Genomic DNA, 23,423 nt, shown 5'->3' on the forward strand with positions numbered 1-23,423 from the left:
AAGCGCGGCTGAGGTTGGAGCCTGCATTCGGGTTCAACTACTACCTTTGGCCCCGCCTGTAAAAAACCAGCTATTCTCTCACTAGTACTCCTCTCATGGACGCCAAACACCAGCACACCGCCATTTCTTCGGCTGGCTTGCTCATTGCCCTCGGCATTATCTACGGCGACATCGGCACCTCGCCGCTGTACGTAATGAAGGCCATTGTTCCGGAGCAGATCAACCCGATGCTCGTGCTGGGGGGCATCTCCTGCGTTTTCTGGACGCTCACCCTGCAAACGACCATCAAGTACGTGATGCTCACCCTCAACGCCGATAACAACGGGGAGGGCGGCATTTTCTCGCTCTACGCCCTGGTGCGGCGGCGCGGGGCCTGGTTGTCGGCTATTGCCATCATCGGGGGCTCGGCCTTGCTGGCCGATGGGGTGATTACGCCGCCCATTTCGGTTTCCTCGGCCATCGAAGGGCTGGAAGCCGTGTACCCCAGCATTCCAACGGTGCCCATTGTTATCGGTATTATTGCGGGGTTATTTCTACTACAAAGCTTTGGTACTCAGATTGTGGGCAAAGCCTTCGGGCCGATTATGTTCGTGTGGTTTTCCATGCTGGCGGTGCTGGGCGTAAGCGGCGTGATGCAGCACCCGGAAATCCTGAAGGCCCTCAACCCCTACTACGCCTACGACTTGCTGGTAAACTACCCCGGCGGCTTCTGGCTGCTGGGCGCGGTGTTCCTCTGCACCACTGGGGCCGAGGCCCTGTACTCCGACCTGGGCCACTGCGGCAAGGGCAACATCCGCATCAGCTGGATTTTCGTGAAGTCGTGCCTGGTGCTGAACTACTTGGGCCAGGGCGGCTGGCTACTGGCGCACCAGGGCCAGATGCTCAACAAGCGCAACCCCTTCTATGAGCTGATGCCCGAGTGGTTTCTGCTCATCGGCATCGGTATTGCCACCATTGCGGCCATCATTGCCTCCCAGGCCCTCATCACGGGCTCGTTCACGCTGGTGGCCGAGGCCATTCGCCTCAACATGTGGCCCAAGGTGAAGCTCAACTACCCGACCGACGTAAAGGGCCAACTCTACGTGCCCAGCATGAACCGCCTGCTGCTGCTGGGCTGCATTGCCGTGGTGCTATACTTCCGCAAGTCAGAAAATATGGAAGCGGCTTACGGTCTGGCTATTACACTAACCATGTTGATGACCACCATTCTGCTCATCATGTGGTTGCGCTCCAAACGGGTACCGCTGCCGGCCATTGTGCTGTTTGCCTTGGTATACGGGGCTATTGAAGGCTCCTTCCTGATTGCCAACCTCATCAAATTTCCCCACGGCGGCTGGGTTTCTCTGGCCATCGGCATCACCCTTATGGGCGTGATGTACGTGTGGCTGCGGGCCTTCTACATCAAGCGCCGCCTCACGGAGTTTGTGAAGATTGAGCCCTACGTGGAAGCCCTCAAAGAGCTCAGCAACGACGAAACGGTGTCCAAGTACGCCACCCACCTCGTGTTTATGTCGTCGGCGGAGCGGCAGTCGGAAATCGAGTCCAAGATCATCTATTCCATCTTTCAGAAGCGGCCCAAGCGCGCCGACATCTACTGGTTTGTGCACGTGGATACCACCGACGAGCCGTACACCATGGAGTATAAGGTAACCGAGCTGGCGAAGGATGACGTGTTCCGCATCACGTTCCGACTGGGTTTCCGGGTGGAGCAGCGCATCAACCTCTACTTCCGCAAAGTGGTGGAAGACCTGGTGCGCAACAAGGAAGTGGACATTACCTCCCGCTACGAGTCCCTGAGCAAGCAGCACGTTACCGGCGACTTCCGCTTCGTGGTACTAGAGAAGTTCCTGTCGGTAGAAAACGAGTTTCCGATGGTAGAGAAGCTGGTAATGCAGGCCTACTTCTACATCAAGCAATTCATTGCCTCCGAAGACAAGTATTTCGGCCTCGACACCAGTTCCGTGAAAGTGGAAAAAGTGCCCCTGGTGATTACGCCCGTGCGCGATGTAGCCCTCAAGCGCGTGCGGTAAGCGGCCGTGTGCTGGAAGGTTTGCAAAAAGAACTTCCGCCGAAAAGCGCAGCTTCCATCAATAAAAGAAGGCCCCTCTGGTGAGGGGCCTTCTTTGTTTCGGCTCATCCGGTTGTTACTTCTTCACGGGCAGCCATTTGGCCAGTACGGCTTGCTGCTCGGCGGTGGGGTTAGCCTGCCGCTCAATGCGGTAGCGGCGCGCCGCTGAGGCCAGCAGCGGGAAGCTCACCTCCCGAATCTGCCCGTCGCGGGTTACCAGCAGCTTCACCGTGGAGCCCACGGCCCGGCCAGCCAGCAGCTTGTTGAGGTCGTCGGTTACGCGGGCTCCGTCGAGGCTCAGGATTTCGTCGCCCACGCTCAGGCCACCCTGCCAGGCGCTACCGTCGCGCAGCACGCTGGTTACCGTCTGGCGGCCACCGGCGGGGCTGATGCTGGCCCCCAGCGCAGCATCGGTAGCGGCGGCCGAGGTGGTGTTCAGCTTGAGGCCGGCGTAGCCTAGGGCCTGCTCGTAGGGCAGCATTTCGGTGCCGTACACGTAGCGGCGGAAGAAATCATCGAAGCGGCGGCCGGCTACTTTGGCCACGGCATCCTGGTACTCCTGGTCGGTGAAGCCCCGGCCTAGCTTGGTGTAATACTGGTCGTAGAGGTAGCGCATCACGTCGTCCAGGTGCTTCTGCCCCTTGGTTTCGTTGATGATCATCAGGTCCAGCACGGCCCCGATTACCTCCCCTTTGTCGTAGTAGCTGATGCCGGTGTTGGAGGAGTTTTCGTTGGGGCGGTAATACTTAATCCAGGCATCGAAGCTCGACTCGGCGGCCGACTGCTGCCTGTTGCCGGGCGTGTTTTCTACCCGCGTGATGCCGTTGCTCAAATCACCCAGGTACTCATCGGGGCTCACGAAGCCGGCGCGCTGCACAATCAGGTTGGAGAAATACTCGGTGCCCCCTTCGCTTACCCACAGCATGCGGGTATAATTCTCGTTATCGTAGTCAAAAGGCCCCAGCGCCACCGGGCGGATGCGCTTCACGTTCCAGAGGTGGAAATACTCGTGGGCCACGAGGCCCAGGAAACCCTTCCAGCCCGCTTCCGAGGAATACGCATTGCGCGACACCGACAGCGTGGTGGAAAATAGGTGCTCCAGCCCGCCCGTGCCCCGGTCAATGTTGTGCACGATGAATACGTAGCGGTCCAGGGGGTTCTTGCCGACTACCTGATGGGCCTCCTCGCACACGCGCTGCATATCACGGGTGAGGCGCTGCTCGTCCACTTTCGGGTCGCCGAACATGGCCACTGTGTGGGGCGTGCCGTTGGCAGTGAAGGAGTAGATTTTCTGGTTGCCGATTTCGATGGGCGAGTCGGCCAGTTCATCGTAGCTCGCGGAGCGGTAGGTGAAAGTGCCGCCGGCGGGCTTCAGGCTGGTGCTCACCTGGCCCCAGCCAGCAGCGGGTTTCACTTCCAAGGTGCTGGGCAGCATTTTGGCCTCAGCCGGGTACATGAACACGCTGGTACCATTTACGTAACCGTGCGCCCCATCAATGAAGCTGGTGCGCACGCTCAGCTCGAAGGCGTACACGCGGTAATGCACCCGGAAGTTTTTGGCGCCGCTGTGGTATATCCGCCAAGTGTTCTTGCTGATTTTCTCGGTGCGCAGCTTTTCCGAGCCGGCCGTGGCCTCGAAGCCCTCCACGTTTTTGGCAAACTCCCGCACCAGATAGGAGCCTGGGGCCCATACGGGCATTTTTACGTCGGTATAGGCTTTGCTGAAGCCGTCGAGCTGCATATCCACCTCAAAATAGTGGGTTTGCGGGGCGGGCATGGAAAGCGTGTAGCGCAGCACGGGGGCAGCCGAGGCCGCCGAAACGGCCAGGGTCAACAGGCCGCCAAAGGCCACGGCCGCCAAGCGGCGGGTACGAATCAGGTGCATCAGGGAGTGGGGTGAGAGGTAGATGAGTAGGTGGCGGCTGCAACAGCCGGGCCGCCAAAGAACGGGGAAAAGCCTTAAAGGCTGCAAACCTGGCCGCAAAATTGCCCACTCGCCCCCTACCGCGTACCTCACCCATTACTTCATCTGCCCCCATGCAGCTTCAGCCGGATTTATCCTTCTTGCCCTTCGAACCCGCCCGCAGCCTCTCCCGTTACGGAAGCAGCTCAACTTTGGCTCCTGCTTCTATGCGTATCGTCTGGCTTGTATTTCTGGGGTTAGTGGCTGGGTTGGTAGGCTGGGCTGTGTGGGGTGGCCCGCCAGCCGCCGCGCCCGAGCCCAGTGCACCATTGCCGGCCAAGGCAATGGCCTACGTAATCAGTAACAAGGCTACCCCGCGCGCCGACAGCATCGTGGCGTTTGCCCTGCGCCAGCTGGGTACCAACTACTGCTACGCTGGCAGCACCCCCGAAACTGGCTTCGACTGCTCCGGCTTCGTGAACTACGTATTTGCCCGCCATAAAGTACCCGTACCTCACTCTACGGCTTTGCTCATTGATGTGGGCCGGCCCGTTCCCCGCACCCAGGCCCGCCCCGGCGACATAGTGGTATTCACGGGCACGGCCCAAACGGCTACCACGCCAGGCCACGCGGGCATCGTGCTCAGTAAGCCCGGTGAGCCACTCCGTTTCATCCACTCTTCCTCGGCCCGCCGGGAGTCCGGTGTCAAAATTAGTCAGGTGGAAGGCACCGACTACGAGCGGCGCTTCATGCAGGTGCGGCGGGTGCTGTGAGAGGTGAAGTTGTGAAGAGTGAAGTTGTGGATGCCTGACAATTCCTAATGAGTTGTCAGGCATTCACATGTCAGCTATATCTCCAATTTTCCCTATCTCAAGTCAGTAAAGGTGCTCGGTTGCAAGTTCGCCCTTTGCAAGTTCACAACTTTATAAACGCAACGATGCCCGGTCACCTATGCAAGTCCTCCGATGTGAGGCTGCTGGGTGAACCGGGCATCTAATCCTTCAAATCTTACCAAGCGACTGGCCTGGGGTACAGGCCCGCCATCTACTTGTAAGACCTTGCCAGAATGCGGGAAATAACTCAGGTAAGAGCGAGTTCCGCGCGAAAGCTGTTGTTAAGCGCGTCCGGCGGTGAAGCGGACTACATTCGACAGGCTTGGCAGGATTTGTTTGGGACTACTAGACATTTTGTACCTCCTTTCTTTAGATCCGACATAACCCCGGCCGCGCTTCCCAGCACCTTAGGGCGGCTTGGCGGGGGCTGTAGCACTCGCTACGGTTAGTAAAGTTAAAAGCCTGGGGGATGGTTCAAAATAAAAACCCCTTTTTCTGGGCCTCCCACCCTATTGTTATCTCATCTGCTTGATCATCAAAGACTTTAATTAGCTATATTTTTTGCCGACAACTGGTTATAAAAGCCTGGCCCCAAACTTGCCACCTGAGCTCAGGAAATAGCTCAGCTACATTTTGCCGTTGTTACTGAGTTTTCCTCTATCTTTTTCCCGAAAACCCCACATTTACTTCATCATCACCATGAAAAAATTTCTGTTCCTGTGTCTGGGCCTGTTCCTGACCCTGGCTGGCGCGGCCTCGGCCCAAACCCTCTCCCCGCTGGGCATTTGGACAAACTCGGAGAAGAAGGCCACGTTTGAAATCTATAAGTGCGGCAACAAGCTGTGCGGTAAAATTGTGAGCCTGACCGTGCCTAACGACCCCAAAACCGGCAAGCCCAAAACTGATACCGTAAACCCCGACCCCAAGCTGCGCAGCCGTCCTCGCCTGGGCATGGTGTTCATGCAGGGCTTCGAGTACGACAGTGACAACAAGTGGGATGATGGCAAGATCTACGACCCGGAAAGCGGCAAAACGTACTCCTGCTACATGAAAATGGAAAACGCCAATACCATGGAAGTGAAAGGGTACATCGGCTTCTCCCTCATCGGCAAGTCGCAGACCTGGACGCGGGTAAAATAGGCGCTTTAAGCACACAGAAAAGGCTTCCCTTGCTGGCAAGGGAAGCCTTTTCTATTTGTTATACCACGGGTGGCGTTGGGCGCGGTACGCAACCGGGCCCCGCTTTGGAGGCACGTTGAGCACCCAACCGGGCCGCGCTACCTAAACCATTCGGCGGGCGCCGTGTTACCATTGAAACCACCCTGCACGCTTTGTCTAACTTTCTCAAACGGCTTTTTTCCGGCTCCCCGCCCGCTTCCGACGAGTGGCAGCCCCTGCAGCGCAGCGCGGCGCAGGAGCGGGTGCGCCAGCAGTGGCTGGCGCAGCAGGTGTACCTAAACTGGATGGGGCCGTACTTTAAAGCGTATCATTACCAGAAGGCGGGCTTGCCTAGTGCCCCTTTCCGGGTGCAGCTGGCCCGGGAGCCTCACCGCCAGGCCGCCGTGTTCCTGTACGACCCCAGCATTGGCCCCGGTAACTTCCAGCACCTGTTCGACTACATCCGGGACCGGGTGCTGGCGCTGGGCTACCACTTGGCCGCGGCCGACCACCGCACCGTGCGGCACGATACGTTTACGGAATCCACCCAGAAGTATTTCCTAAAGCCCCGGCCCAACGACTGCACCAGCTCGGGCCGGTGCAACCAGCAGTATGGCAACGTCACCGTGGATTTGGTGAGCATCAATGGGCAACCCGGCTTTATTCGGCTATTCAGCAACCCTTTCACGGATGCTATTTTCACACCGGCGGCCTCTTTTGACGAACTGATTGATGCGGTTTTCAACCAGCCCGCTGCTCCTATCGAGGTGCAACAACGCGTAAAGCAATACGCCAAACTCTGAATATCCAACGTACGCCACCTTACAACCACGCCCCCGGCAACTTATGTCGGGGGCGTAGTTGTAAGGTGGTTTGCTGCCGTAACCTGATAGTGCTTTACTCAGCGGCGCGCACGAAACGGGCCTGCGCCACCACGCCACTTTGGCCTATCAAGCGCAGATGGTAGATACCGGGAGCCAGCACCGCCGTGTAGAGCACGGGAGCGGCCGCAGTTATGGGCTGGCGCAGCACTATCCGGCCGGTGGCATCCGTAACCTCGGCGGTGGCCTGTATTTCACTAAAGTCGGCGAGGCGGAGCTGGTCGCGGCAAGGGTTGGGGTATACGGTAATGGCGGCCAGGCTGGCCCCCTGGCGGGTACCGGTTACCAGCCCATTGTCGCGGGTGATGGTGCCGGTGCCGTTGAGCAGCCACTGGTCGGGGTCGACGGTGATACTGCTGATGGTACGCGACTCGGCCACGGCGGCCGAAACTACCGGTTGGTACTGGGGCAGGCGAATGGTGCGGGTGCTGCCATCGGTGAAAGTGAGCCGGTAATCTACCTCCGTGGAGAAAAACGGGGTTACAGCGGGCATGGAGGTAGTTTCGGTGTTCTGAATGTACACCAGTCCGTTGGCCTGGTTCCAGCGTACGGTAAACGTGGGGTACCCTTCGCCCCGAAACCACTGGTCGAAGAAGTACTGTAACGAGCGGCCGGCTTCGGCCTCAAACACGCGCTGCAGGTCGCGGGTGCGGGCGGTACGGCCGCCATAGGTACTCTGGTAAGTGCGCAGAGCCCGGAAGAACTTCACGTCGTCGTTGAGCAGGTAGCGCAGCATGTGCACCACGGCAGCCCCTTTCTTGTAGCTAAGGCGGGAGCTAAAAATTCGGCTCACGCTCGTGGTATCCGTTACAAATACGCTGCCACCAGGCTGGCTCATGGCGGAGGTGTGGGCTTGGTTCATCCAGGCGAGGGCCGCCGCCGGGGTACTGAACCGGTTTAGCGAAAGGTACTCGCCGTAGGAAGCAAAGCCCTCATTCAGCCAGATATCCTCCCAGGCTCCACAGGTTACATGGTCGCCGAACCACTGGTGAAACAGCTCGTGAGCCGTCAGCGTGAAGGTGAACCCATCCTGAGTAGTCATGGTCTGGTGTTCCATACCGCCGCCAATGGGGGCCATGCTGTGGCCGTACTTCTCATCGGCAAACGGGTACAGCCCCGCTACCTCCGAGAAGTACTCTAGAAAACCGGGCGTGCGGTCAATTTCCGTGCGAAACGCGTTCAGAGCCGCCTGATTGTAGACATAGTTGACGATGGGAATACGCGGGCCGCCGGCGGGGCTGGCGTAGTTTACGTACTCCACGTACGGCCCCACGGCCACCGAAATCAGGTAGTAATCAATGGGATGGCGCGACTTCCATTCGTAGCGCACCTGCCCACCGGGGAGCGGGGTAGTATTGACCAGCACGCCATTGGAGCCAACCTTGTTGGTAGCGGCCGTGGAGACCCAGACATCCGACGAATCGGCCTTGTCAGTGAGCACCTGTTTGCAGGGCCACCACTCGTAGGCATTGTAAGGCTCGGAGAGGCTCCAAGTGGTACTCACCCCGTAGGTGGGGGCCACGCGGGTGTCCAGGGCATTGCCGATGGCGGCCGAGTTGCCGTTGGGGGCCGTACCCCGGTAGTAGATGATGGCATTGAACAGCGTAGCCGGGGCCACTGCCTGGCTGAGACCCACGGTCACATCGCCCAGGCCCACGCGCCGGAAACCCAGGCTGCGCCGCCCGTTCACCACCACCGAATCAATGGTGTAGGTGGAGTACAGCTCGAAGGCCAGAGAATCGAGGGGTTGCGCGTTGGTGCGGGCCCGCATGGTTACGGCCCCGCTGACGGTGCGGGCGGTATTGGTCAGGTTGAGGTCGAGCTTATAGTACTTGACATCGTAGCGAGCCATCTTCTGGCGGTGGCTGAGGCTGGCGTAGGCGGGGCGGGCAGCCGCCCGGGCGTGGGTTTGCACGCAGGCATCGGCGGCAGCTCCGGTCAGGTCGGCGGTGGTGGGGCGGTAGGCCGGAATCTGGGCAGCCAGGGGCAAGCTCAATAGTAAGCTACCAAATAGCAAGCGGTAGAATTTCAGGCACATAGGTGGGTAGAAATGGGTGGGTGGGCAGATATGCGAAAATACGTGACTGGTACTGATTATGGCCGGGCAGAGCCGTAATTGTGTAAAGCTGTTGTACCTTCCTGACAGGCAGCTACTTTACCTTCTTCTATGCCCACTTCTACGTTTCGTTACCTGTTCAGAGGCCTGTTGGCGTCGTTGATGTTGGTGCTGGCCCTGGCGCGGCCGGTGCAAGCCACGCACATTGTGGGCGGAGAGCTGGATTTGCAGTACCTCAGCGGCAACGACTACCAGCTCACCCTCAACCTGTATTTTGACGCCGTGAACGGGCAGCCCGGCGCCCTGGATCCTGAAATGGTAGCCAGCCTGTTCGAAAAAGGCTCGAACCGCCGCATGCTGAACGTGGCCCTGCGCCAAACCAGCAACACCCTGGTAGCCTATACCAGCCCCGCCTGTACCAACCCCGATTTGGTCACGCGCCGCATCGTATACAGCCGCCTGATTACCCTGCCGCCCCAAACCTACGCCAATGCGGCCGGCTACTACATTGCCGTGGAGCGGTGCTGCCGCAACAATGGCATCAACAACATCCTCAACCCCAGCGGAGCGGCCCAAACCTTTTATCTGGAAATTCCGCCCGTTACCCGCAATGGCGCAGCCATGCGCAACTCTACGCCCCGCATCTTCCCGCCCCTCAGCGACTATGCCTGCCGGGGTGAGCTGTTTTACTACAACTTTGGCGGCCAGGATATCGACGGGGACTCGCTGGTGTACGACCTGGTAACGCCCCTCAACGGCCATACCACCGCCGCTTTTCCCAACCCGGGGTTTGCTGACCCCGCCCCCTACGCCCCCATCTCCTGGCTGCCGGGCCTGAGTGCTACCAACCAGATTCCGGGGGCGCCTGGCCTCAGTATTGGGCGGCTGAGCGGGCGGCTGGAGGTGCGCCCCACCCAGGTAGGGCTGTTTGTATTCGCCATCCGCTGCACCGAGTACCGCAAGGGCGTGCGCCTGGGCGAAGTAAGGCGTGATTTTCAGCTGAAAGTCATTACCTGCCCTACCAATGCCCGCCCCAAGGTGCTCATGCAGCTGCCGGGCACTACCCGGGCCTACTTGCCGGGCCGCGACACCCTGCGCCTAACGCCCGGCAACAACCGCTGTGTTACCCTGCGCTTCACCGATGCCGACCCCACTTCCGCCCTCACCCTTTCGTTGCGGCCCGTAAACTTTACGGGGCCGCTACCTACGCTTAGCGTCCTGCAAGGCACCGTGCGGGCCCCTGGCCAGCCCGATACACTAGTTTCGCGGCTGTGCTTTCCGGAATGCCTGAGCTCCAAGCAAGGGGTGTACCTGCTGGATGTGATGGTGGCCGACAACGGCTGCAGCTTGCCCAAGCGCGACACGGTGCGCATTGCCTTTATCTCGGTGCCCAACCCCAACGGCCCACCCCAGCTGAAAACCACGGCGGCCCTACCCCTGCGCGCCCGCGTGGGCGACCTGATTACCTTCGACCTGAGCGCCACTGACCCCGACGGCGACCCGCTGACCCTGACCATGACGGGCCGGGGATTTGCGCCCGCTGGCCTGGGTGCTACCCTCAGCCAGGGTTCGGCGGGAACTGGGCTGAATGGGCGCTTCAGCTGGCGCGTAGACTGCCGGGCCGTGGACAAGCCGCTCTACGAATTCGAGTTTACGGCCGCTGCCTCCCCCTGCAATGAGTTGCAACCAACTACGGTAGTCATACCAATTCAAATCGACTACCGCAACACGCCTCCAGCCCTCACTACCTCTTTTAGCCCCCCCGTAGCCGCTGACTCCATCACGGTAGTGCGGCGACCAATTGGAGGGGTGTTTGAGGCCACGCTGGGCGGCACCGACCTGGAGCAGGATGGCCTGGTGCTGTCGGCGGCCGGCAATGGCTTCGACCTGGCAGCGGCCGGCATGACGTTTACGCCCCGCAACGGCGCGGGTACGGCCACCGCCACGTTCCGGTGGGTGAGCGACTGTGAGGCCGTGCGGCGCAACGGGCTGGAAGTAATGTTTCAGCTCCAGGAAACTACCTGCCGGCCCCAGCCTCGTACCCGCACCGTCCGCTTTGAGGTAGAACCGCCCCAGGCTCAGCCCTTTCTGCCGCCCAATATCATTACGCCCTACACCGTGGATGGCAAAAACGACGAGTTCACGCTCGACAATGCCCAGGCCAACCTCCCGCCCGACTTCTGCGACTCCCGGTTTGCCGATATCCTGATTTTTTCCCGCTGGGGTAACCAAGTGTACCGCTCAGCCAACCGCAGCTTCCGCTGGGATGGGGGCCGGCTCCCGGCCGGCGTATATTTCTACCTGATTGAATTCACGGACGGCAAGAAATACAAAGGCACCGTAACCATTGCCAACTAAGGTATAGCAGCTGAACATATGCGAGCTGAACGGCGCCTCTTGGGGAATGACTTCTCCCATGCTTGACGGAGTTCCTATACTAAACAGCCCCCTGGCAGTGGCATCAAACCACTACCAGGGGGCTGTTTAGCACCCGTTGCCCAAGCTTATAGCCTGCCGAGTACGCTATTCTCTCACCTTTAGTACAAGAAAAGAAAAGCGGCAAACAGCGCCAGCCATACCCCATCAATGAAATGCCAGTAGAGCGTAATCATGCGCAACTGAAGGCGGCGGTAGGGGTTGCGGATAAACACTAGCCCGCGCACCGCGTCGCGGGCGGCCTGGTGGGTGCGTACCAGCAGCACCAGCAGAAACAGCATACCCCCCAGCACGTGGGCCACGTGCATCCCCGAAATTAGGAACAGGAACCGGACACTGGTGTCGCCAGTAATAGTTAGTCCCTGGCGGACCAGCTCCTGCCAGCCCAGCAATTGCAGGCCGGCAAATATGCTACTCAGCAGCAGGGTTGCGCCTAAGCAGCGCGAAAGGCCTGAGAGGTCGTCCTGGGCGTACAGGCGCGGGCTCTGGGCTACCACGTAGCTACTGACCAGCAATACAATGGTACTGAGTGAGAAATAGCGCGGCAATGGGTATACGCCGGCCGCTTCGCCGTTGTGCAGCCGCGTGTACGTGTATGCCCCAATAAGCACCACAAACAAGGCCGCTACCCCCGCCAGCCCCACGTACAGCATCAGCAGCAGCATGGGCACCCGCTCCAGTCGCCGGAAGGAGGAGGCGGGGCGGTTGGAGCCTATTTTGTTGCTGCGTTCAAAGTCGGAATTCATGCTATAAAATGGTAGTGCGTACGTGGTTGCAAACCAATTAAGCACCCATTAGTTCCGGGGGCGGGCGCCTGAAACCCAACCGTAGGCTTCCGAGCAGGATACGTAGTTGCGCCCATCCCCGGCGTACGACTTTTGGGGTAGTATAGAGCCGGGGACGGGGCTGCTTTAGCGGGTGGCTAGCTCAGGCACCGGTTAGTCGTTGCGGAAGAAGGAGCCGATTTTGCCCAGCACGGCATTCAGCGAAATTTTGGCGGAGCGTCCGGTTCCGAAGGTTACGTAGGTTTTGCCGCCCACGCGCAGGTCCAGCACCAAGCCCAGCTGGTGGGCCAGGTCGTTGAGCTGCTGCATGGGGTCGGGTTTAGGGCCAGTGCGGGGCACGGCCGGGGCGTTAGGGTCTTTGGGCGGGCCGCTGGTAAGCTTGTCCAGCACGCGCTGGCTGGGCAGGTTGATGATCAGATAGCCCCCCGAACCCGCCACCTGAATATCATCCCCGTCGAAGCTGATAACCAAGCGGGCCTCTACATCAAGCCCCCTAGCCAACGGACGAGGGGTTGGCGGGCGGCAAGGTGGGGCTGGGCGGGTTCTCGCCCCGGGTACGCACCCGCAACGAGCCGTTCAGCCGCCAGGTGGTGGGAGCTGCCGGATTCTGGGGGTTGGGCACCTGCAATTCCATTTGTTCGAAGTTGAGGGCCAGCTCTACCCCACCCGAAAGCTTGGAGAGCAGAGAAGCTGCGGTATCGGCCCAGGAAGTTGGTTGTTCAGGCATAGGTACAGAGTGCAAACAGTGAGAAAACAAGGAAACAAGCGCGCCACAGGGCCGCCCTGTGGCCGGACCAGCACCAAAGGCACCAACCCGGCGGGCCAGCAGGGCCGCCTCCCGACAAACGGCCGCGGCGGGAGCAAGTTACATGCTTCGTCTGGCAAGGCATTTGCCTGCGAAGCCGCTGCGCACTGTACAGCTTCCCCAAAAATCCAAAACTGACTGGCTGCGTATGCAGGCTCAACGGTTGGTTTTCCACCCATTTGCACCCTCTATGACTCGATTACTTGCCGTGCTGGCGGCTTTGCTGCCGGCGGCCGTTGCCGCCCAAACGCCGGCCTCCCCCACCGAATGCCCTCACCCCTTCGGCCTCCAAGACAATATGGAACGCGTGTACCAGCTGCAGGATGCGGCCGGCAAACCCAGCGGCACCATTCGGCAGCGGGTAGTAAGCCTGGGCACGGAGCAGAACAAGAAAAAGACCCTGACTACCAGCACTGTACTGCTCAAACACGGAGTGTACGACGTTAAAAACCGCCTCCAGCACCAGCAGGATTACACCATCCGCTGCCGCCAGGATACCACCTTCACCGACGGTATGGCCTTGCTGGACCCCACTGCCCTTCGCTCCTTCCGGGACCGGTTGTTTGCGTTTACCCCGGTGCCTATTGCCTGGCCCAACCAGCCTACGGTGGGCACCAGCCTGCCCGGGGGCGGGGTCACGGTGCAGGTGAGCAGCACGGCCGTGAGCATTGCCACTGTGAGTGCGCTGGCGCAGAACCGCAAGGTTACCGGAACCGAAACAGTTACCACCCCGGCCGGCACCTTCCAGTGCTACAAAGTAGAGGGTGAACAGTTGTCCTCCACCGTGGCCCGCGCAGATCTGGTGATGCGCAACGCGGTGCGGACGGTGGAGTATTACTCGCCGGAGGTAGGCATTGTAAAGGCAGAGCGCTACGACAAGAAGGGCAAGCTAACTGAGGTGCAGCTACTTACTTCCAGCGGCTCTGGCAGCGCCGCCGAAAGCCGCTCAGAAGCCAAGCAGAAGACCAAGGTAAAAAAGTCGTAATTTCAGGGCTTCCAACCACTCCTTTGCCGTTATGCGCCCTTCCAACCTCCTGGCTGTATCAGCCGCCGCACTGGCCCTGAGCCTGCCGCTGAGCGTTGTTGCTCAGAAAACTTCGAAAAAGCCGGTTAAAGTAGCCGAAGCCTGCGACAACAAAGCCGAAACGGCAGCCCAGGCCAAGGCCCAAACGGTAGCGCCCGGCACAATCTACGGTACCAGTTTCGCGGCAGCCTCTGCCCGTCCGGTGGGCGAAGTTCGGCAGCTGCTGGGCACCCGCAATACCGCCCCCCTCACGCTGGTAGGCAAAGCCGAGGCCGTGTGCCAGGCCAAAGGCTGCTGGCTGACCCTGGCGCTACCCGATGGCCAGAAGATGCGCGTTAAGTTCAAGGATTACGCCTTCTTCGTGCCCAAGGACATTGCCGGCCGCACGGTAGTAGTGAACGGAGTAGCCCAGCGCGAGGTAGTATCGGTGGCAGCCCAGCAGCACTACGCCAAAGATGCTGGCAAGTCGGCCCAGGAAATTGCGGCCATTACCAAGCCTCAGGAGCAGCTCAACTTTGAGGCCGACGGCGTTCTGATTCAGGGCCGGCTGTAATTTACGCCGCTCCATTTTCCCCGGAAAAACCCGCCGTGCTTTATAGCTGGCGGGTTTTTCTGTTTCGGATGCGTAGAAAGCCGTAGCTTGCGCCCTACGCTGGCAGCTGCTTCCCGCACCGTGCCGCGGCCCGTCACTTTCCACCCGAACTTACCCGCCATGCCTGATATTCAGCAGCAGATAACGGCCCTGACCGAGCGGCTTCACCACCTCAACTACCAGTATTATCAGCGCGATATTTCGGAGGTTTCCGACCAGGAGTTTGATCAGCTCCTGGCCCAGCTGGCTCAGCTGGAAAAGCAGTACCCCGAGCTGGCCCACCCTAACTCCCCCACCCAGCGCGTGGGTGGCACCATCACCAAGCAGTTTCCCACGGCCGAGCACCGCTACCCCATGCTGAGCCTGGGCAACACCTACTCCGAAGCCGACCTGCGCGAGTTTGACGAGCGGGTGCGCCGGGGCCTGGAAGGAGCCGGTGTGGCCTACGTGTGTGAGCTAAAGTTTGACGGCGTGGCCATGAGCCTCACCTACCAGCAGGGCCAGCTTACCCAGGGCGTGACCCGCGGCGACGGCACCCGCGGCGACGTAGTAACCAGCAACGTGCGCACCATCCGCAACCTGCCTTTGCACCTGCGGGCCGAGGGCGCCCCCCAGCCCCCCGACTTTGAGGTGCGCGGAGAGATTTTCATGCCCTTGCCCGTGTTTACGGAGCTAAACCAGGAGCGGGAAGCCAACGGCGAAGCCCTGCTGGCTAACCCCCGCAACGCCGCCAGCGGCGCCCTCAAATTGCAGGACTCGACGCTGGTAGCGGCGCGGCGGCTGCGCTTCTACGCCTATTCATTTTTGATGCCCGGCCGCAACCAGTTCCCCACGCACAGCGCCGCGCTGGAGGCGTTGCGCGCCTGGGGCCTGCCCGTATCGGATACGTGGCGGCTGTGCGGGACTATTGAGGAAGTGCTGGACTTTGTGCACCAATGGGACAAAAAGCGGTTTGAGCTGCCGGTGGCTACCGATGGCATTGTTATCAAAGTAGATGACTTTCGCCAGCAGGAGCTACTGGGTTTCACATCCAAAAGTCCCCGTTGGGCTATTGCCTACAAGTACCCCGCCGAGGCCGGCCGTACCCGTTTACAAGCCATTCAGTACCAAGTAGGGCGCACCGGCGCGGTTACGCCCGTCGCCCTACTCGACCCGGTACCCCTGGCTGGTACAGTCGTAAAACGCGCTTCGGTGCACAACGCCAACCAGATTGCCGCCCTCGATTTGCGCTTGGGCGACATGGTGTTCGTGGAGAAAGGCGGCGAAATTATTCCCAAAATAACCGGCGTGGATGTGGCCGCCCGTCCCGCCGACAGCCAGCCGATTGTGTACCCGACGGAGTGCCCGGCCTGCGGTACGCCCCTGATTCGGCCCGAGGGGGAAGCCCACTTCCGCTGCCCCAACGACCGGGGTTGCCCACCCCAGCGCAAGGCCAAGCTAGAGCATTTTGTGTCGCGCAAGGCCCTGAACATCGACGGGCTGGGAGCTGAAACCGTGGGCCGCTTCTTCGACCTGGGACTGGTAACCGATGCCGCTTCCCTCTACGACCTACCGACCAAGGCCCCGGAGCTGGCCCAGCTGGACCGCATGGGCGAAAAATCGGTGCAGCGGCTGCTGGCGGGCCTGGAGCAGAGCAAGCAGGTGCCATTCGACCGGGTGCTTTTTGGGCTGGGCATCCGGTACGTGGGCGAAACGGTGGCCGAGAAGCTGGTGAACCATTACCGCACCATTGAGGGCTTGGAAGCCGCCACGGCCACCGAGCTGGCCGCCGTGCCCGAGGTGGGCGGTGTTATTGCCGAATCGGCGGCGGCGTGGTTTCAGGAGCCCGAAAACCGCGCGATGCTGGAGCGCCTGCGGGCGGCGGGCCTGCAGCTGGCCCTCACCGGCGAGGCACCCCAGCCCCAAAGCGACCGGCTGGCGGGGCTCACCTTCGTGCTGTCGGGGGTGTTTGAGCAGCACAGCCGCGAGGAGCTGCAGCACTTGATTGAGCAGCACGGCGGCAAAATTACGGGCAGCATCAGCAAGAAGCTCAGCTACCTGGTGGCCGGCGACAAAATGGGCCCCGCCAAGCGCGAAAAAGCTACCTCCCTGAACGTGCCTATCATTGGGGAAGATGACCTGCTGGCCATGCTGCCCACTGCTACCGATGAAGCCGAAACCCCGGAGGAGCAAGCACAACCAGCCGCCCCAGCCGCCGGCCAACAAGGCTCCTTATTCTAAGCGTGGTGCAGAAACGCGGCACGGTGCGGTTTATGGTTGCTGACGCTAAGCCGCCGGAGTATAGTGCCGTTCTGTGTGACTTGATGCCGGGACGTGAAGTGTTGCATCCCAGCGTCGAGCCAGATGTTGCAACTTTCCCGGCCCACGCGTAGTCTATTCAGTATCCGCTCATTTTTAATTCGTTGGTATATGCGTCTTTGCCTGTTCGTTCTTGCCCTTATGGCCTATGGCAGCGCTGCCCCGGCCCAGACTCTGCAAACTACCCCCGGCACGCCGCCCAAACCGATGAGCGTGGGAGCTATAACCACCCCAACCGTACCCACCATTCCAACCCCGGAAGCGCAAAAGCTGCTTACCCAACCCAACACGGTGCTACTGGATGTGCGTACGCCCACTGAATTTGCGGCCGGCCACCTGAAAGGCGCCCAAAACCTCGACTTTCGGGCCCCGGATTTCGCGGAACAGTTGGCCCGCCTCGACCCCAGCAAGACGTACGTGCTGTACTGCCGCTCCGGCGGCCGCAGCAACCAAGCCGGCATACTGATGCAGGAGAAAGGCTTCAAGAAGGTGGTAAACGCCGGCGCTTACTCCAATTTGCAGGAGAAAAACCTGGAAGACCGCCAACTCTAACTTCTAGGAGTTGATAGTACGCACCCCGGGCCTTGGGCAAAACTTCAGCTGGAGTTTTGCCCAAGGCCCGGGGTGCGTTCCGGCCACATTTAAGGCTCCACAGCAAAAGGGAAATTGGCCGTGGCAGCGTTGCCCCGCCCATCAGTAACTACTACCGCCAGCCGGTAATAGCCGGGTTGACTGGGGGCCCGGAGGGTGGTATGCAGCCGGGCGGCGGCCGGCACCACGCCCGCCAGGGCCAGGGGCGGGGTACTACGCTGCTGATACTCGTTTTCTTCGGCAAAAGGCTTTTCCGGGGTTACCTCCCAACGGGTGTGCAATGGGTCGGCTTCGGGGTCGGTGGCAAACAGGCGCACAGGGTACCGCTGGCCGGGTTTTAGCCGCACGCTGGCGGTGGCAGGCTGGCTATGCAGCAGCAGCTGCCCAATTCGGGGGGCCCGGTTGGTGAGGGGTGGGCCGGCCCAAAGCTCCTGCATGAGCTCGGTTAGTTCCGTTCGTTCACCGGCCCGGGTAAAGGCACTGTGCCAAGTATCGGTGAGCTCAAACTTGTGGCCCCAGTAAAACATGTAGCTGCCCAGGCACCGGGCCGTATCCTGGGCTATGCCCGCCTGGTAACACTGCCGGGCGAAGGCGGCCTTTTCGGTGCTTGTGGCCTCCACGGGGGCTTTCCAAGTGGTGCGGGGCACTTCCCACCAGCCGGGCCCACCAAACTCAGTAACCAGATAGGGCCGCGTCCAACCCAGGCGGCGCAGATCGGCGGGCAAGGTAGCCAGCGAGCCGTAGGCATTCACCGATAGCACATCCAGGTCGGGGCACCAGGCTTTGATATTACGTAGCATGCCCAGTTGGCCGGTCAGAGTGGTTGTGACGGGGTGGTACGGGTCGAGGCGATGAATCAGGCGGGCCAGCTCATTTATTTCGGCCATCACGTGGGGATTGGAAGCTTGCTGGTCCATTTCGTTACCCAGGTTCCACATCAGCAGGGCCGGGTGATGACGGTAGCGCAGCACCTGGGCCTCCACCTCCCGGCGCTGGCGCTGAATGGCGGCGGGGTCATAATAGTCGAACCCCTCCACTTCCCGGCCCAGCCAGATACCCAACAGGACCGTAAGGTGGTACTGCTGAGCTGAATCCAGCAGGGCATCGGCATAATCAGTGGTCCAGAGCCGAATTGAGTTGCCCCCGGCCCGCTGCACTTCCGCGAGTCGGGCAAGCCCCCCGGCCCCCCGAACCCGGTACGGCCGGCCGCCGCGTAGCAGCCGGGCCGACTCGCCTTGCTCCACCACGCGCACGGGTACCACTCCGGCTGGCTGGGGTGGCAGCCTCTCCGAAGTAGCCGTCCGCTGGCAGCCAACCAGTAAACCGCCCACAGTGGCCAGTACCCACGCACTGAAAAGAAGCCGGCTCAGAACAGGAAGGAGTAGCATAAGCTGCTGTGGGGAAAAGGACTTGCTAATAAGACAGATTCAGACCCACCTCAAACTTAATTATATAATTCATATTTTTTATTATTTAAATACATAAAATGTGTACTTTCCAGTATCCGATCCTACCACACCTACCTTGCCCAATGCTGTTGACCTCTACCTTCTCTTTTCTGCACAAGCAGCCGGCCGTTTCCGGGGCGCATGCTGCGGGCGTTAGGGTGCACCGCTCTGCCGGAACCGGGTTGCTACGGGGGCTGATTGTGCTGGGGTTGTTACTGCTGGGCTGGTTTGGGTGGTGGTTTATTGATGCCCGGCACATCGGCTATGCTCCGCTGTTCTGGCTGCTGTGCATCTCCCTTGGCTTTAAGCTGCTGCGCATGCTCCATGAGTGGTACCACTACGCCAGCATCAGCTACGCCCAGGCCCCCCTGCCCCCTTGCCCAGCCCCGGCCACATCGGTGGATATTCTGACCACGGCCTGCCCAGGAGAACCCCACGACATGATTATCCGGACCCTGGAGGCTATGCAGCGCATCCGCTACCCGCACACCAGCTACCTCTGCGACGAAGGCGACGACCCTCTCTTGCGGGCCGAGTGCCAACGCCTGGGCGTGGTACACGTGACGCGGCAGCAGAAAATCAATGCCAAGGCCGGCAACATCAACAATGCCTTGCGCCAGGCCACCGGCGAGTTCTGCGTCATCCTCGACCCCGACCATGTGCCGGCGCCCGAGTTTCTGGACGAGGTACTACCGTATTTTGCCGACCCCACGGTGGGGTTTGTGCAGGTAGTACAGGCCTACGGTAACCAGCAGGCCAGCCTGGTGGCCCGGGGCGCGGCCGAGCAGACGTATCATTTCTACGGGCCCATGATGATGGGCATGAATGCCTACGGTACCGTGCAGGCCATAGGCGCCAACTGCACGTTCCGGCGCAGTGCCCTCGACTCCATTGGGGGGCACGCCGCGGGCCTTACCGAGGACATGCACACGGCTATGCGCCTGCACGCGGCCGGCTGGCGCTCCGTGTATGCGCCGGTGGTGGTGAGCCGAGGGCTGGTGCCGGTGTCGTTGGCGGCCTTTTACGCCCAGCAGCTCAAATGGTCGCGCGGGTGCTTTGATTTGCTGGTGCACGTGTACCCCCGCCTGTTCGGGCAGTTTACCTGGCGGCAACGGATTCACTACTTTCTGCTGCCCCTGTATTTTCTTTCCGGGCTGATTACGTTGCTGGACGTGAGCGTCCCCCTGCTGGGGCTGGGGCTGCACCGCTTCCCCTGGCATGTACCGCTGGGAGGCTTTCTGCTGCACATGGGCCCGGTTGTGGTAACGGCCCTGCTCATCCGGTTGCAAGCCCAGCGCTGGCTCCGGGAGCCCCACGAAACCGGCCTGCATCTGGTGGGCGGCTTGCTGCGCGTGGGCACTTGGTGGATATATCTGCTGGGTCTGATGTATACCATTCTCAACGTGCGGGTACCCTACATTCCAACCCCCAAGGAAGATACCCTGCAGAACGACTGGCGGCTCAGCTTGCCCAACATTACACTACTGCTATTATCGGTTGGGGTGGGCAGCTACGGCCTGCTGATGCACCATGATACCTACGGCTGGCTGCTCACGCTGCTGGCGGCTTTCAACGTGCTGAGTCTGCTGCTGGTAATACTGATGGGCCAGCAGTTGCTGCTGCAGCGGCTAGCCCATCAGTTACGCGCTATCAGCTTGGCCAACCACCTGCTGGTGCTGCTGCCCCGGCTGCGGGCCACCCTGCACACCCGGTTGCTGCCGGCTCTGCGCCACTACGCGTTGCCCGGGGCCCTGGCCGTTGGAGTCGCAAGTATCGGGGGCAGTATCTGGCAGCAGCATCACACCCAGCTCCAGCAGGCGGAGCTGGCGCAGCAGTGGCTGTGGCAGGGCGACTCCGTGCTGCATTTCGGCCAGACGCACTCCCTGCCCCTTGGGCAGCTGGTGCGCGCGGGGGCGTATGTATCTGCTCCGGCCCCTCACACAACCTTAGTGCACTGGACGCTTACTGCCGGGCAGCTGCGGCAGCTCACCCCCGATGCGCTGCGGGAGCTTAGCGCCGCCGGCTACATTCCGTTGCTCAGCTGGCCTATCCGGGCCCGTACCGATACCAGCTGGGCCCCCACGCTCCGGCGGCTGGCGCGCAATGGCTCCCCGGTGCTGCTCCGCCCAGTATTGCCGCCCGCCCTAACTGCCAGCCAACACCGCCAGCAGTGGCAGCGCCTGGCCCGCATTGCCCAGCCTAGCCCGCAGTCCAGCATTATTTTGGTCTGGACGCTACCCGCCCAGCGGCCCGTGGTCGACTACTTCCCGGGCCGAGCCACCGTGAACTGGCTTGCCGCCGAGTGCCCGAACGGGGAGGCAGGTTACGCAGCCCAACGAGCCGTTCTTGCTCATTATCCGGAGCTTCACCAACTGCCCGTTGCCCTCCTGACCGACACTGCTGTTCTACGTAGCCGGTTACCACAGCTAGCCAGCCACTACCCCGAGCTCAAAGCGCTGATTAACCGCCAGCCTACTCCCACTACGTGGTTTGCCCGGCGGTGAGTACAGCGGCCAGCAAAAGCGCCCGGCTACTTTCGCACAGGCGAGGCAGTCGGGCGCTTATTTGCTTTTATCTAATATAAACCACTGTTTATAAGTGGTTTATTCACTCATACTAAAAGCTCTGCACAATGCTGTTGTGCAGGGTGCGGGGGCTCCAGTAACCGCTGGCAATAATGCGGCGGATGGTGTAGAGCGGATCCTGCTGGTCGCGCTTTTCGGCCAGGATGAAGGCCGCGTCCATGCCGCGCTTCTTCAGCTCGGGGATGGACTCGGGGCGCCACAGACCGAAGGGGTAAGCGAAGTAGTTGATTTTCTTGCCCGTAATTTCCTCCAGCTTTTTAGTAGGCTCCTCAATCTGGGTAACCCAGTCCTTACCCTCGTACTTCTTCACATTGTGGTGGTCCCAGGTGTGGGAGCCGATGACGTTGCCCTCATCCGAGAGCTGCTTTACCTGCGCCTTGCTCATGTAGTTGGGCCGGCCCAGGCTCACCGTCATAATGAAATACACCGCCTTGAAACCGTACTTATCCAGCGTAGGCCGGGCCACCGTGAACTGATCCAGGTCGGTGTCATCAAAGGTGAGCATGATGGGTTTGCTGGGCAGGGCTGCGCCGGTGGTCAGGTAGGCGTACAGCTGGTCGGGAAGAATGGTGTGGTAGCCCGAGTCGGCCAGCATCTTGATCTGGGCCCGGAATTGCTCTACCGGCACGATGTAGTCCTTAGCTCCTTTCGAGTCCTTGGCGCGCCAGTCCCGGATTTGGTGGTAGCACAAAATGGGCACCTGGGGGCGGGCCGTAATGGTAGCGGCGTCGGCGCGCTGCCCGGCCGGGATGGTGGCCGGGGAGCCGGCGCTGGTGCTAACGGCTGAGGCGTTGCCGGCGGTGGGCGTGGCGGCGGTGCTGGCCGAGTCGGCCGCATCCTGGGCTTTGTTTACTACGGCGGCCGTTTCGGAAGCGGTGGCGTTTTTGGCGTCGTTGCAGGCGGGCAGCGCGGCCAGGGTGGCCAGCGCGGCGGCCAGCACGGGGTACTTGGGGAAGTTCATGAAAAGGAATAATGCGGCCCAAGGGGCTTCAGACCGTACTTTTAAGGATGAGAGGCTGACCTTGGGCAAGGGCATTGTATCTTCGCCCCAGGACTTCCCTCTACAAATCAACCGCTAATTTTTCGCATGGACAACCTTCGTGGTACCGGCGTCGCCCTCGTCACCCCCTTCACTCCCACCCCCGACCGCGCCGTGGACTACGCGGCCCTGCGCCGCCTCATTGATTTTACCATTGATGGAGGCGTAGAATACCTCGTCATCAACGGCACCACCGCCGAGTCGCCGACCCTCACCACCGAGGAAAAAGCGGAAATTCTGCGCGTCGCCAAGGAGCACGTAGCCGGCCGCGTGCCGCTGGTGTACGGCATTGGTGGCAACGACACGGCCGCCGTGGAGCGCACCATCCGCAGCACCGACCTTTCCGGCATTGCGGCCCTGCTCTCGGCCTCGCCCCACTATAACAAGCCCAGCCAGCGCGGCATCATTGCCCATTACCAGCGCCTGGCCGATGCTTCGCCGGTGCCAGTACTGCTCTATAACGTGCCCGGCCGCACCAGCTCCAACCTCACGGCCGCTACCACCCTGGAACTGGCCAAGCACCCCAACATCATCGGCATCAAGGAAGCCAGCGGCAACCTGGAGCAGTGCATTGCCATTGCCGCCGCCAAGCCCGCCGACTTCCTGCTGATTTCGGGTGATGATATGATGACCACCTCGCTCATCAGCTTCGGGGGCGTGGGCATCATCTCGGTGCTGGCCAATGCCCTCCCCCGCCGTTTCTCCGACATGACCCGCGCCGCCCTGGCCGGCGACTTCCAGGAAGCCAGCCGCCTGCTCTTCGGCTTCACTGATCTGAACCCGCTGATGTACGAGGAAAGCAACCCCGTGGGCGTAAAAGCCGCCCTAGCCGCCCAAAGCTTGTGTGCCGACGCCGTGCGCCTGCCCCTGGTAGAAGGCTCGGAGGGATTGAAGGAACGTGTCAGGAAGTTGGTGTAGCTA

General features: G+C 60.9%; 18 protein-coding genes. 11 read left to right on the forward strand and 7 right to left on the reverse strand.

All coding sequences use genetic code 11. The annotated features are described in order from the left end of the window. Positions 1-95: 95 nt before the first annotated feature. Positions 96-2,030: a KUP/HAK/KT family potassium transporter gene (locus tag ABIB60_RS01345; RefSeq protein ID WP_354577173.1), complete on the forward strand. Its 1,935-nt coding sequence runs from the start codon at positions 96-98 to the stop codon at positions 2,028-2,030. A 114-nt stretch (positions 2,031-2,144) separates the two neighbouring features. Here ABIB60_RS01345 and ABIB60_RS01350 read toward each other — a convergent pair whose 3' ends face one another. Beyond that, a complete protein-coding gene (locus ABIB60_RS01350; RefSeq protein ID WP_354577174.1) occupies positions 2,145-3,953 on the reverse strand; it encodes a M61 family metallopeptidase in 1,809 nt (602 codons plus the stop codon). Between the two features lie 245 nt (positions 3,954-4,198). Between ABIB60_RS01350 and ABIB60_RS01355 the strand changes: the two genes are divergently transcribed. The 3 genes from ABIB60_RS01355 to ABIB60_RS01365 all read left to right on the forward strand — a co-directional run bounded on the left by ABIB60_RS01355 (position 4,199) and on the right by ABIB60_RS01365 (position 6,765). Continuing rightward, positions 4,199-4,744 (forward strand): C40 family peptidase, encoded by a 546-nt coding sequence (locus ABIB60_RS01355; protein ID WP_354577175.1) that lies wholly within the window; start codon positions 4,199-4,201, stop codon positions 4,742-4,744. A 759-nt stretch (positions 4,745-5,503) separates the two neighbouring features. After that, positions 5,504-5,944: a DUF2147 domain-containing protein gene (locus tag ABIB60_RS01360; protein ID WP_354577177.1), complete on the forward strand. Its 441-nt coding sequence runs from the start codon at positions 5,504-5,506 to the stop codon at positions 5,942-5,944. Positions 5,945-6,135: 191 nt separating this feature from the next. Continuing rightward, positions 6,136-6,765 (forward strand): hypothetical protein, encoded by a 630-nt coding sequence (locus ABIB60_RS01365; RefSeq protein WP_354577178.1) that lies wholly within the window; start codon positions 6,136-6,138, stop codon positions 6,763-6,765. 94 nt (positions 6,766-6,859) lie between these two features. On the opposite strand, the gene ABIB60_RS01370 is transcribed toward ABIB60_RS01365, so the two are convergent. Beyond that, positions 6,860-8,881 (reverse strand): M1 family metallopeptidase, encoded by a 2,022-nt coding sequence (locus tag ABIB60_RS01370; protein WP_354577179.1) that lies wholly within the window; start codon positions 8,879-8,881, stop codon positions 6,860-6,862. Positions 8,882-9,010: 129 nt separating this feature from the next. Here ABIB60_RS01370 and ABIB60_RS01375 point away from each other — a divergent pair, with 129 nt between their 5' ends. Further along, a complete protein-coding gene (locus ABIB60_RS01375; protein WP_354577181.1) occupies positions 9,011-11,257 on the forward strand; it encodes a T9SS type B sorting domain-containing protein in 2,247 nt (748 codons plus the stop codon). A gap of 179 nt (positions 11,258-11,436) precedes the next feature. On the opposite strand, the gene ABIB60_RS01380 is transcribed toward ABIB60_RS01375, so the two are convergent. The 3 genes from ABIB60_RS01380 to ABIB60_RS01390 all read right to left on the reverse strand — a co-directional run bounded on the left by ABIB60_RS01380 (position 11,437) and on the right by ABIB60_RS01390 (position 12,847). After that, positions 11,437-12,081 carry a cytochrome c oxidase subunit 3 gene (locus ABIB60_RS01380; RefSeq protein ID WP_354577182.1) on the reverse strand — a complete coding sequence of 215 codons (645 nt, stop codon included), beginning with the start codon at positions 12,079-12,081 and terminating at the stop codon, positions 11,437-11,439. 192 nt (positions 12,082-12,273) lie between these two features. After that, on the reverse strand, positions 12,274-12,621 hold the full coding sequence (locus tag ABIB60_RS01385) for a hypothetical protein (RefSeq protein WP_354577184.1): 348 nt from the start codon (positions 12,619-12,621) through the stop codon (positions 12,274-12,276). Then, positions 12,614-12,847 (reverse strand): hypothetical protein, encoded by a 234-nt coding sequence (locus ABIB60_RS01390; RefSeq protein WP_354577185.1) that lies wholly within the window; start codon positions 12,845-12,847, stop codon positions 12,614-12,616. The genes ABIB60_RS01385 and ABIB60_RS01390 overlap by 8 nt, the downstream gene beginning before the upstream one ends. A gap of 268 nt (positions 12,848-13,115) precedes the next feature. Here ABIB60_RS01390 and ABIB60_RS01395 point away from each other — a divergent pair, with 268 nt between their 5' ends. The 4 genes from ABIB60_RS01395 (at position 13,116) to ABIB60_RS01410 (ending at position 17,391) form a co-directional block, all read left to right on the forward strand. Further along, on the forward strand, positions 13,116-13,910 hold the full coding sequence (locus tag ABIB60_RS01395) for a TapB family protein (protein ID WP_354577187.1): 795 nt from the start codon (positions 13,116-13,118) through the stop codon (positions 13,908-13,910). A gap of 31 nt (positions 13,911-13,941) precedes the next feature. Beyond that, positions 13,942-14,502: a DUF4920 domain-containing protein gene (locus tag ABIB60_RS01400; protein ID WP_354577188.1), complete on the forward strand. Its 561-nt coding sequence runs from the start codon at positions 13,942-13,944 to the stop codon at positions 14,500-14,502. Between the two features lie 159 nt (positions 14,503-14,661). Next, positions 14,662-16,761 carry an NAD-dependent DNA ligase LigA gene (gene ligA, locus ABIB60_RS01405; RefSeq protein ID WP_354577190.1) on the forward strand — a complete coding sequence of 700 codons (2,100 nt, stop codon included), beginning with the start codon at positions 14,662-14,664 and terminating at the stop codon, positions 16,759-16,761. A gap of 189 nt (positions 16,762-16,950) precedes the next feature. Further along, the gene (locus tag ABIB60_RS01410; RefSeq protein ID WP_354577191.1) at positions 16,951-17,391 is read left to right on the forward strand and encodes a rhodanese-like domain-containing protein; all 441 of its coding nucleotides are present in this window, start codon (positions 16,951-16,953) and stop codon (positions 17,389-17,391) included. A gap of 89 nt (positions 17,392-17,480) precedes the next feature. Here ABIB60_RS01410 and ABIB60_RS01415 read toward each other — a convergent pair whose 3' ends face one another. Continuing rightward, entirely contained in the window at positions 17,481-18,818 is a 1,338-nt protein-coding gene (locus ABIB60_RS01415) for a glycoside hydrolase family 2 TIM barrel-domain containing protein (protein ID WP_354577193.1), read from the reverse strand. Between the two features lie 143 nt (positions 18,819-18,961). On the opposite strand from ABIB60_RS01415, the gene ABIB60_RS01420 reads away from it, so the two are divergent. After that, positions 18,962-21,382 (forward strand): glycosyltransferase family 2 protein, encoded by a 2,421-nt coding sequence (locus ABIB60_RS01420; protein WP_354577195.1) that lies wholly within the window; start codon positions 18,962-18,964, stop codon positions 21,380-21,382. A 112-nt stretch (positions 21,383-21,494) separates the two neighbouring features. Here the strand turns inward: ABIB60_RS01420 and ABIB60_RS01425 are convergent, their stop codons facing one another. Further along, entirely contained in the window at positions 21,495-22,424 is a 930-nt protein-coding gene (locus ABIB60_RS01425) for a polysaccharide deacetylase family protein (RefSeq protein ID WP_354577196.1), read from the reverse strand. A 126-nt stretch (positions 22,425-22,550) separates the two neighbouring features. On the opposite strand from ABIB60_RS01425, the gene dapA reads away from it, so the two are divergent. Next, positions 22,551-23,420, forward strand: coding sequence for a 4-hydroxy-tetrahydrodipicolinate synthase (dapA, locus tag ABIB60_RS01430; protein ID WP_354577198.1), 870 nt, complete (start codon positions 22,551-22,553; stop codon positions 23,418-23,420). Positions 23,421-23,423 lie beyond the last annotated feature (3 nt).

Origin of the sequence: Hymenobacter sp. UYP22 (genome assembly GCF_040547285.1) — a bacterium.
Taxonomy (GTDB): Bacteria; Bacteroidota; Bacteroidia; order Cytophagales; family Hymenobacteraceae; genus Hymenobacter.

What these genes read in the sequence shown, in the direction of transcription:
- ABIB60_RS01350 (WP_354577174.1), bottom strand. Translation starts at nt 3,953, where the DNA reads ATGCACCTGATTCGTACCCGCCGCTTGGCGGCCGTGGCCTTTGGCGGC.
- ABIB60_RS01390 (WP_354577185.1), bottom strand. Translation starts at nt 12,847, where the DNA reads ATGCCTGAACAACCAACTTCCTGGGCCGATACCGCAGCTTCTCTGCTC.
- ABIB60_RS01425 (WP_354577196.1), bottom strand. Translation starts at nt 22,424, where the DNA reads ATGAACTTCCCCAAGTACCCCGTGCTGGCCGCCGCGCTGGCCACCCTG.
- ABIB60_RS01420 (WP_354577195.1), top strand. Translation starts at nt 18,962, where the DNA reads ATGCTGTTGACCTCTACCTTCTCTTTTCTGCACAAGCAGCCGGCCGTT.
- ABIB60_RS01410 (WP_354577191.1), top strand. Translation starts at nt 16,951, where the DNA reads ATGCGTCTTTGCCTGTTCGTTCTTGCCCTTATGGCCTATGGCAGCGCT.
- ABIB60_RS01400 (WP_354577188.1), top strand. Translation starts at nt 13,942, where the DNA reads ATGCGCCCTTCCAACCTCCTGGCTGTATCAGCCGCCGCACTGGCCCTG.
- ligA (WP_354577190.1), top strand. Translation starts at nt 14,662, where the DNA reads ATGCCTGATATTCAGCAGCAGATAACGGCCCTGACCGAGCGGCTTCAC.
- ABIB60_RS01380 (WP_354577182.1), bottom strand. Translation starts at nt 12,081, where the DNA reads ATGAATTCCGACTTTGAACGCAGCAACAAAATAGGCTCCAACCGCCCC.
- ABIB60_RS01370 (WP_354577179.1), bottom strand. Translation starts at nt 8,881, where the DNA reads ATGTGCCTGAAATTCTACCGCTTGCTATTTGGTAGCTTACTATTGAGC.
- dapA (WP_354577198.1), top strand. Translation starts at nt 22,551, where the DNA reads ATGGACAACCTTCGTGGTACCGGCGTCGCCCTCGTCACCCCCTTCACT.
- ABIB60_RS01360 (WP_354577177.1), top strand. Translation starts at nt 5,504, where the DNA reads ATGAAAAAATTTCTGTTCCTGTGTCTGGGCCTGTTCCTGACCCTGGCT.
- ABIB60_RS01415 (WP_354577193.1), bottom strand. Translation starts at nt 18,818, where the DNA reads ATGCTACTCCTTCCTGTTCTGAGCCGGCTTCTTTTCAGTGCGTGGGTA.
- ABIB60_RS01345 (WP_354577173.1), top strand. Translation starts at nt 96, where the DNA reads ATGGACGCCAAACACCAGCACACCGCCATTTCTTCGGCTGGCTTGCTC.
- ABIB60_RS01355 (WP_354577175.1), top strand. Translation starts at nt 4,199, where the DNA reads ATGCGTATCGTCTGGCTTGTATTTCTGGGGTTAGTGGCTGGGTTGGTA.
- ABIB60_RS01375 (WP_354577181.1), top strand. Translation starts at nt 9,011, where the DNA reads ATGCCCACTTCTACGTTTCGTTACCTGTTCAGAGGCCTGTTGGCGTCG.
- ABIB60_RS01395 (WP_354577187.1), top strand. Translation starts at nt 13,116, where the DNA reads ATGACTCGATTACTTGCCGTGCTGGCGGCTTTGCTGCCGGCGGCCGTT.